This window comes from Streptomyces turgidiscabies Car8 (assembly GCF_000331005.1).
Lineage (GTDB): Bacteria > Actinomycetota > Actinomycetes > Streptomycetales > Streptomycetaceae > Streptomyces > Streptomyces turgidiscabies.
The window spans coordinates 1-6,677 of sequence record NZ_AEJB01000001.1 but is presented as its reverse complement, the minus strand read 5'-3'; the positions used below and the strand labels follow the sequence as shown (position 1 = coordinate 6,677).

The 6,677-nt window shown below is 67.8% G+C and carries 6 protein-coding genes; 3 read left to right on the top strand and 3 right to left on the bottom strand.

All coding sequences use genetic code 11. The features are described from left to right. Positions 1–288: 288 nt before the first annotated feature. Positions 289–2,583, bottom strand: a complete 2,295-nt coding sequence (locus tag STRTUCAR8_RS00025) for a transglycosylase domain-containing protein (RefSeq protein WP_006373282.1) — start codon at positions 2,581–2,583, stop codon at positions 289–291. 408 nt (positions 2,584–2,991) lie between these two features. Between STRTUCAR8_RS00025 and wblA the strand changes: the two genes are divergently transcribed. After that, entirely contained in the window at positions 2,992–3,330 is a 339-nt protein-coding gene (gene wblA / locus STRTUCAR8_RS00020) for a transcriptional regulator WblA (RefSeq protein WP_006373279.1), read from the top strand. Between the two features lie 77 nt (positions 3,331–3,407). Here the strand turns inward: wblA and bagB are convergent, their stop codons facing one another. Both bagB and bagA read right to left on the bottom strand, forming a co-directional pair. Then, positions 3,408–4,790 (bottom strand): ATPase BagB, encoded by a 1,383-nt coding sequence (gene bagB / locus STRTUCAR8_RS00015; protein WP_006373281.1) that lies wholly within the window; start codon positions 4,788–4,790, stop codon positions 3,408–3,410. After that, positions 4,787–5,764, bottom strand: a complete 978-nt coding sequence (gene bagA / locus STRTUCAR8_RS00010; protein WP_006373278.1) for an ATPase BagA — start codon at positions 5,762–5,764, stop codon at positions 4,787–4,789. The genes bagB and bagA overlap by 4 nt, the downstream gene beginning before the upstream one ends. 95 nt (positions 5,765–5,859) lie before the next feature. Between bagA and STRTUCAR8_RS51120 the strand changes: the two genes are divergently transcribed. Together STRTUCAR8_RS51120 and STRTUCAR8_RS00005 are read left to right on the top strand one after the other, a co-directional pair. Then, the gene (locus STRTUCAR8_RS51120) at positions 5,860–6,018 is read left to right on the top strand and encodes a Sp36 family protein (protein WP_019063748.1); all 159 of its coding nucleotides are present in this window, start codon (positions 5,860–5,862) and stop codon (positions 6,016–6,018) included. Beyond that, positions 6,015–6,482 (top strand): RidA family protein, encoded by a 468-nt coding sequence (locus tag STRTUCAR8_RS00005; protein ID WP_006373280.1) that lies wholly within the window; start codon positions 6,015–6,017, stop codon positions 6,480–6,482. The genes STRTUCAR8_RS51120 and STRTUCAR8_RS00005 overlap by 4 nt, the downstream gene beginning before the upstream one ends. Positions 6,483–6,677: the final 195 nt, after the last annotated feature.

Sequence of the window (6,677 nt, the reverse complement as noted above, 5' to 3'; positions counted from 1 at the left end):
GGCGCATCCCGACCTGCGGGAGGCAAGGGGCAGCCCCCTTGTTGTGCGCCGAGCGCCGAGCGTTGGCTTCGTCCGCGTCCATACTGCGTTCAGCAAAAGCATGGGCATGGCGCGGGGTGGCGGAGTCTGGCGTTTTGCGTCCCGCGTATTTCTCTCCGCCTCCGCCAAGGGAGGATGGGACACGGCCGTCGGTGGTTAAGACGCCCGGGTCCGTCGCCAGGTTCCGGGCGGTTGGACACCCCGTTCACGTACTACGACTCACTCGCTCCACGTCGGCGCGCGGACCCTCTACGGGAACCCTCCGTTGCCGCCGTCCCCGTTGCCGTTCCCGTTGTTGCCGCCGTTGCCGTTGCCCTGGATGAAGCCCTCGGGGATGGAGAAGGTCGGGTTCGGGAACGTCGTGTTGCCGCCGTTGTCGTTGTTGCCGACCGTCGCGCCACCGTTGTTGTTGCCGTTGTCGTCCCCGTTGTCGCCGTCATTGCCGCCGTTGTCGTCCTGCTTCGGGGGGGCCGGCTCGATGATGGGGATGATGTTGAACTTGCCTGAGTCCTTGCCCTGGAGTGCGCCGGTCATGGCGTCCTTCCAGATGGGGCCCGGGACCTTGCCGCCGAAGACGAGGTCGTAGTATTCGCCGCCGATCCTGATGTTGCGCATCTTCACGTTCTGCATGGCGCTGCCGACCCAGACGGCGCCGGACAGCGTCGGCGTGTAGCCGACGAACCAGGCGTTCTTGCGCTCGTCCGTCGTACCCGTCTTACCCGCGTTGTCGCGGCCGTCGGTGAGGCCGGCCGACTGACCGGTGCCGGAGTCGATGACGCCCTGGAGCAGGGTGTTGATCGTGTCCGCGGTCGTCTCCGACATCGCACGGGAGCACGTCGACTTCGGGACCTCCAGCGACTTCTGCGTGCCGTTGGCCTTCTGCGTGATCGACTCGATGGCGATCGGCGTGCAGTACATGCCCCGGGAGGCGAAGGCCGCGTACGCGCTCGCCATCGTCAGCGGGGAGATGCCCCGGGAGCCGAGGGCGATGGCCGGCACCTCGGGCAGCTTGTCGCCGTTGCCCTGCCTGACGTGCAGTGCGTCGGTCATGTTCATCACCGGGCACAGACCGATGTCGGAGATCATCTGCACGAAGTAGGTGTTGACCGACAGCGCCATCGCCTTCTTCAGGCGGTAGGGGCCCTTCTCCGACTCGCTCTCGTTCTCCAGCTTCGCGTTCTCCAGGTTGGTCCACGGCTTGCCGCTGCACGTCTGGACCGGGCTCGGGTACTCCATCTCGTACGGCGCCGAGTACTGCTGGATCGCCGGGCGCCCCTCCTCCAGGGCCGCCGCCGCCACGAACGGCTTGAACGTCGAACCGGTCGGGAAGCCGTAGTTGGAGCCGCCCCGGTCGCTGCCGACCGAGTAGTTGATCTCGGTCTGGTTCTTGCCGTAGCCGTACGGCTTCGACTGGCCCATGCCGAGGATCTTGCCGGTGCCCGGCTCGACCAGCGTGACCGCTGTCGCCACCGAGTCCGACTGGTACACGTGTTCCTTGATCGACGCCTGTACGGACGCCTGCGACTGCGGGTCCAGCGTCGTACGGATGGTCAGGCCGCCCTGGTTCCAGATCTTCGCCCGGTCCGCGCGGGTCTTGCCGAAGACGGGGCTGGCGAGGAACTCCTTCTCGACGTACTTGCAGAAGAAGCCCGCCCCCTTGACCGCCGCGATGCAGCCGTTCTTGGGCTCGCTGACCTTCAGGCCGAGCGGCTTCTCCTGGGCGGCGGCGGCCTCCTGCGGGGAGATGTCACCGACCTCCGCCATGCGCTTGAGCACGGTGTTACGGCGCTTGGTGGCCTCCGCCGGGTCGTTCACCGGGTCGTACCGGGTCGGCGACTGGACGATGCCGGCCAGCAGGGCCGCCTGGGGGAGGGTGAGGTCCTTCGCGGACTTGGAGAAGTAGCGGCGGGCGCCGGCCTCGACGCCGTAGGCCTGCTGGCCGAAGAACGTGATGTTCAGGTAGTTCTCGAGGATCTTCTTCTTGCCCAGCTCCTCCTCGACCTGGATCGCGTACTTCAGCTCCTTGATCTTGCGGCCGATCGTCTGCTGCTGGGCCTGCGCGACCTTCGTCGGGTCGTCACCGGCCTCCTCGACGAACACGTTCTTCACCAGCTGCTGCGTGAGCGTGGAGGCGCCCTCCGCGACGCCGCCGCTCTGCGCGTTCTTGTTGAGCGCCCGCAGGACGCCCTTGAGGTCGATCGCGCCGTGCTCGTAGAACCGGGAGTCCTCGATCGCGACGATCGCCTTCTGCATGTACGGCGAGATGTCCTTGAGCTCGACGACCGTGCGGTCGCGTGAGTAGACCGTCGCCAGCTGGCCGCCCTTGGCGTCCAGGATCGTGGTGCGCTGGCTCAGCGGCAGGGTCTTGAGATTGGCCGGGATCTCGTCGAACCCCTCGACCGAACCCTTGGCCGCGAGACCGAGCGCGCCGGCGGCGGGCAGGGCGATGCCCGCCATGACGGCTCCCGCGAGCACGCTGACACCGAGGAACTTGGCGGCCTGCTGCGTTACCGACAGGCCTCCGCCCGAGCGCTTGTTTGGCATAAGGGCAGCCTACGTTCTCATTCGCCGGACACACGTACAGGCCTTGGCCTAAGCTCCTCACAACTGTCACAGCTGTGAGGTCACGTATCAATACGTCCCTCAGACCGGAATCGTTTCGGATGTAGTCCAACTATTTTTGTGGAGTACGTGCCCGGATTGACCTCGTGTGTCACGAGGTATCCGTTGTGACCCAGCTGAACTGTCCCCCTTTGCCGGGATGGTCACGCATGTCGGTCGCTCACTCCCCTGGGTGATCTGCCGCTTACCCATAGTCCGTTCGGGCCATTCAAGATTGGGCCCGAAGGGGGTGTTGCGCTGTGCCCGCCTTCCGTAACGTCCTCAACTGGCGCGGTGAATATGCCGCTGCCGCCGTGGGGGAGCCTCGATTCGGGAGAGGACGGCGCCGGTATGGGCTGGGTAACCGACTGGAGTGCGCAGGCGGGCTGCCGCACTACCGATCCGGATGAACTGTTCGTTCAAGGAGCAGCGCAGAACAGGGCCAAGGCGGTGTGCACCGGATGTCCGGTACGCACGGAATGCCTGGCTGACGCGCTCGACAACCGCGTCGAGTTCGGCGTGTGGGGAGGAATGACGGAGCGGGAGCGCCGCGCACTGCTGCGCAGGCGTCCCACCGTCACCTCGTGGCGTCGGCTGCTCGAAACCGCGCGTACGGAGTACGAGCGGGGGGCGGGGATCCTGCCCCTCGACGAGGAAGAGGTGTACGAGAACTACATGGCGGTGGGCTGAGCCGTCTCGGCCGGTCACTGCCCCTCTGGGTCGGTCACCGCCGTCTCGTCAGCTTTTCGTCCCAGCGACATCTCGTCTCAGTCGCTCGTCTCCGGAGGGTCCGGCAGCTCTGGCCGGTCGGTCGCGAGCCGGTCGCCGATGTTCCGCAGGCCCGCGAGGTCATGCACATCGCCGGGCAGTGCGGCGACTTCGGTGACCGCCACCTCCGGGTGGAGCGCGGTGAAGCGGTCCCGTGTGCGCTGCTCGCGGGAGAGCAGCTGCATACGGTCGGCGTGCAGCCGGAGCAGGCCGGCGGTGAGTTGCTGGACGGTGGGTTCGCTCGGGTCGGCGGTCGGGTCACTGTCGGTGGCGGTGGGGGAGCCTTCGACGTGTTCCTCGACGTCCGCCTCAGGTGCTGGTGACTGGGGTGTCTGGTCCGGACGATCTGAACCGCCGTACGGGTCGGGGGAGTTACGAAGTCCAGCTTTCCCGTCCTCCTGATCGACAATGCGGGGCTCTTCAAGATTTTCCGCGGCGGCGAGCGCGCGTTCGGCCGACAGCTGGGCGGCGCCGCTGCCGTGGACCCGGTTGAGCACCAGTCCGGCGAGCGGCATGTCCTCCGCGGCCAGCCGCTCCACGAAGTACGCGGCCTCGCGCAGTGCGTCCCGCTCAGGGGCCGCGACCACCAGGAACGCCGTGCCGGGCGCCTGAAGGAGCTGGTAGGTGGCGTCGGCGCGGGTACGGAACCCACCGAAGGTGGTGTCCATCGCCGCGACGAACGTCTGTACGTCCTTGAGGAGTTGGCCGCCCAGGAGCTTGCCGAGGGTGCCGGTCATCATCGACATCCCGACGCTCAGGAACTTCATCCCCGCGCGCCCGCCCAGCTTCGCCGGCGCCGTCAGCAGCCGGATCAGCCGGCCGTCGAGAAACGAACCGAGCCTCTTCGGGGCGTCCAGGAAGTCCAGCGCGGACCGGGACGGAGGCGTGTCGACGACGATGAGATCCCACTCGTCGCGCGCCCGCAGCTGACCCAGCTTCTCCATCGCCATGTACTCCTGCGTGCCCGCGAAGCCCGCCGAGAGTGACTGGTAGAAGGGGTTGGAGAGGATCGCGGCGGCCCGCTCGCGGTCGGCGTGCGCCTCGACGATCTCGTCGAAGGTCCGCTTCATGTCGAGCATCATGGCGTGCAGTTCGCCGCCACCCTCAACGCCCTTGACCCGCCGCGGGACGTTGTCGAGCGAGTCGATGCCCATGGACTGGGCGAGTCTGCGAGCGGGGTCGATGGTCAGCACCACCACCTTCCGACCCCGCTCGGCGGCGCGCAGTCCGAGCGCCGCCGCGGTGGTCGTCTTGCCGACCCCGCCGGATCCGCAGCACACCACGATCCGCGTCCTCGGATCGTCGATCAGCGGGTCCACCTCGAGCACGCGCGCGGGGGACAGGCCGTGGCGGGAGGCGGAGTCGTGCGGGTCCGGGCTCATGAAATCCTCTGCTTCCGCAGCTCGTTGGCCAGTTCGTACAGACCTGCGAGGTCCATGCCCTCGGCGAACAACGGCAGTTCGTGCAAGGGCAGATCCAACCCGCCCAGCACGGACCGCTGTTCGTGCTCCAGCGCGTACCGCTCGGCGTACTCCTCGACCTGGGCCAGCAGGGGGTCCACCAGCTTCTCGGCGTTCCCTCCGCGCCGCGCCCCGCCGAGCCCGGCGGCCGACAGCGACCGCGCGAGCGCGGTGCGCGGGGCCGCCCGTACGAGTTCCAGCTCGGCCTCGTCCAAAACCTCGGGCCGCACCATGTTGACGATGATCCGCCCCACCGGCAGCTTCGCCGCCCGCAGCTCGGCGATACCGTCCGCGGTCTCCTGGACGGGCATCTCCTCCAGCAGTGTCACCAGATGCACCGCCGTCTCGGGCGACTTGAGCACGCGCATCACGGCCTGGGCCTGGTTGTGTATCGGGCCGATCTTCGCGAGGCCGGCCACCTCGTCGTTGACGTTCAGGAAACGGGTGATGCGGCCGGTCGGCGGGGCGTCCATCACGACGTGGTCGTAGGCGAACCGCCCGCTCTTCTCCTTCCGCCGGACCGCCTCGCACGCCTTTCCGGTCAGGAGTACGTCCCTGATGCCGGGGGCGATGGTGGTGGCGAAGTCGATCGCGCCGAGTTTCTTCAGGGCACGACCGGCGCTCCCGAGTTTGTAGAACATCTGGAGGTAGTCCAGCAGTGCCTGCTCGGGGTCGATGGCGAGGGCGAACACCTCCCCGCCCCCGGGAGCGACGGCGATCTTCCGCTCCTCATAAGGCAGCACTTCGGTTTCGAAGAGCTGCGCGATGCCCTGCCTGCCCTCGACCTCGACGAGAAGCGTGCGCTTCCCCTCGGATGCGAGGGCGAGCGCGAGCGCTGCGGCGACCGTGGTCTTTCCGGTCCCGCCCTTACCGCTGACGACCTGGAACCTGCTCACGTATTCGAGACTAACCAGTCCGGCTCGAACCTACGCCGGAGGCTGTGGACAACGTGGGCGCGGGGCGCTTGGCGGCAGCGGATAAAGTCGCCTCCATGACCAAGTGGGAATACTCGACCGTGCCGCTGCTCGTCCACGCCACGAAGCAGATTCTGGACACCTGGGGCGAGGACGGCTGGGAGCTCGTCCAGGTCGTGCCCGGGCCGAACAACCCCGAGCAGCTCGTGGCGTACCTGAAGCGGGAGAAGGCGTGAGCGCGGTAGAGGCGCGCCTCGCCGAGCTGGGCCTGACCCTGCCGGCGGTCGTGCCGCCGCTGGCCGCCTACCAGCCGGCCGTGCGGTCGGGGGTGTACGTGTACACCTCGGGCCAGCTGCCCATGGTGGACGGGAAACTTCCGGTCACCGGGAAGGTGGGCGCGGAAGTCACGCCGGAGGAGGCCAAACAACTGGCCCGTACGTGTGCGCTGAACGCGCTCGCGGCGGTCAAGTCGGTCGCCGGTGACCTCGACCTGGTCGCGCGCGTCGTGAAGGTCGTCGGCTTCGTCGCCTCGGCGCCGGACTTCACGGGGCAGCCCGGGGTGATCAACGGCGCGAGCGAACTCCTCGGCGAGGTACTGGGTGACAAGGGCGTCCACGCACGCAGCGCGGTCGGAGTGGCGGTACTGCCGCTTGACGCGCCGGTAGAGGTAGAGGTCCAGGTAGAGCTGGTCGGTCTCTAGCCCGTTGAGGGTCCCCCCTCTGGGGGAGTTTGAGGACGAGCGCGTCCAGCGCGAAACGGGGGTTCTGGGGGGGCGCAGCCCCCAGAGGATGGGACAGGTACGGGCGGCGGGGGCGAAAGCACACTCGCGACCTCAAAACATGCGCGCACCACGGCATAGCCTCCGCCCATGGCAAACGGGCAGTGGTACCCACCG

Coding starts and splice junctions, on each gene's coding strand:
- wblA (WP_006373279.1), top strand. CDS start 2,992: ATGGGCTGGGTAACCGACTGGAGTGCGCAGGCGGGCTGCCGCACTACC.
- STRTUCAR8_RS51120 (WP_019063748.1), top strand. CDS start 5,860: ATGACCAAGTGGGAATACTCGACCGTGCCGCTGCTCGTCCACGCCACG.
- STRTUCAR8_RS00025 (WP_006373282.1), bottom strand. CDS start 2,583: ATGCCAAACAAGCGCTCGGGCGGAGGCCTGTCGGTAACGCAGCAGGCC.
- bagB (WP_006373281.1), bottom strand. CDS start 4,790: ATGAGCCCGGACCCGCACGACTCCGCCTCCCGCCACGGCCTGTCCCCC.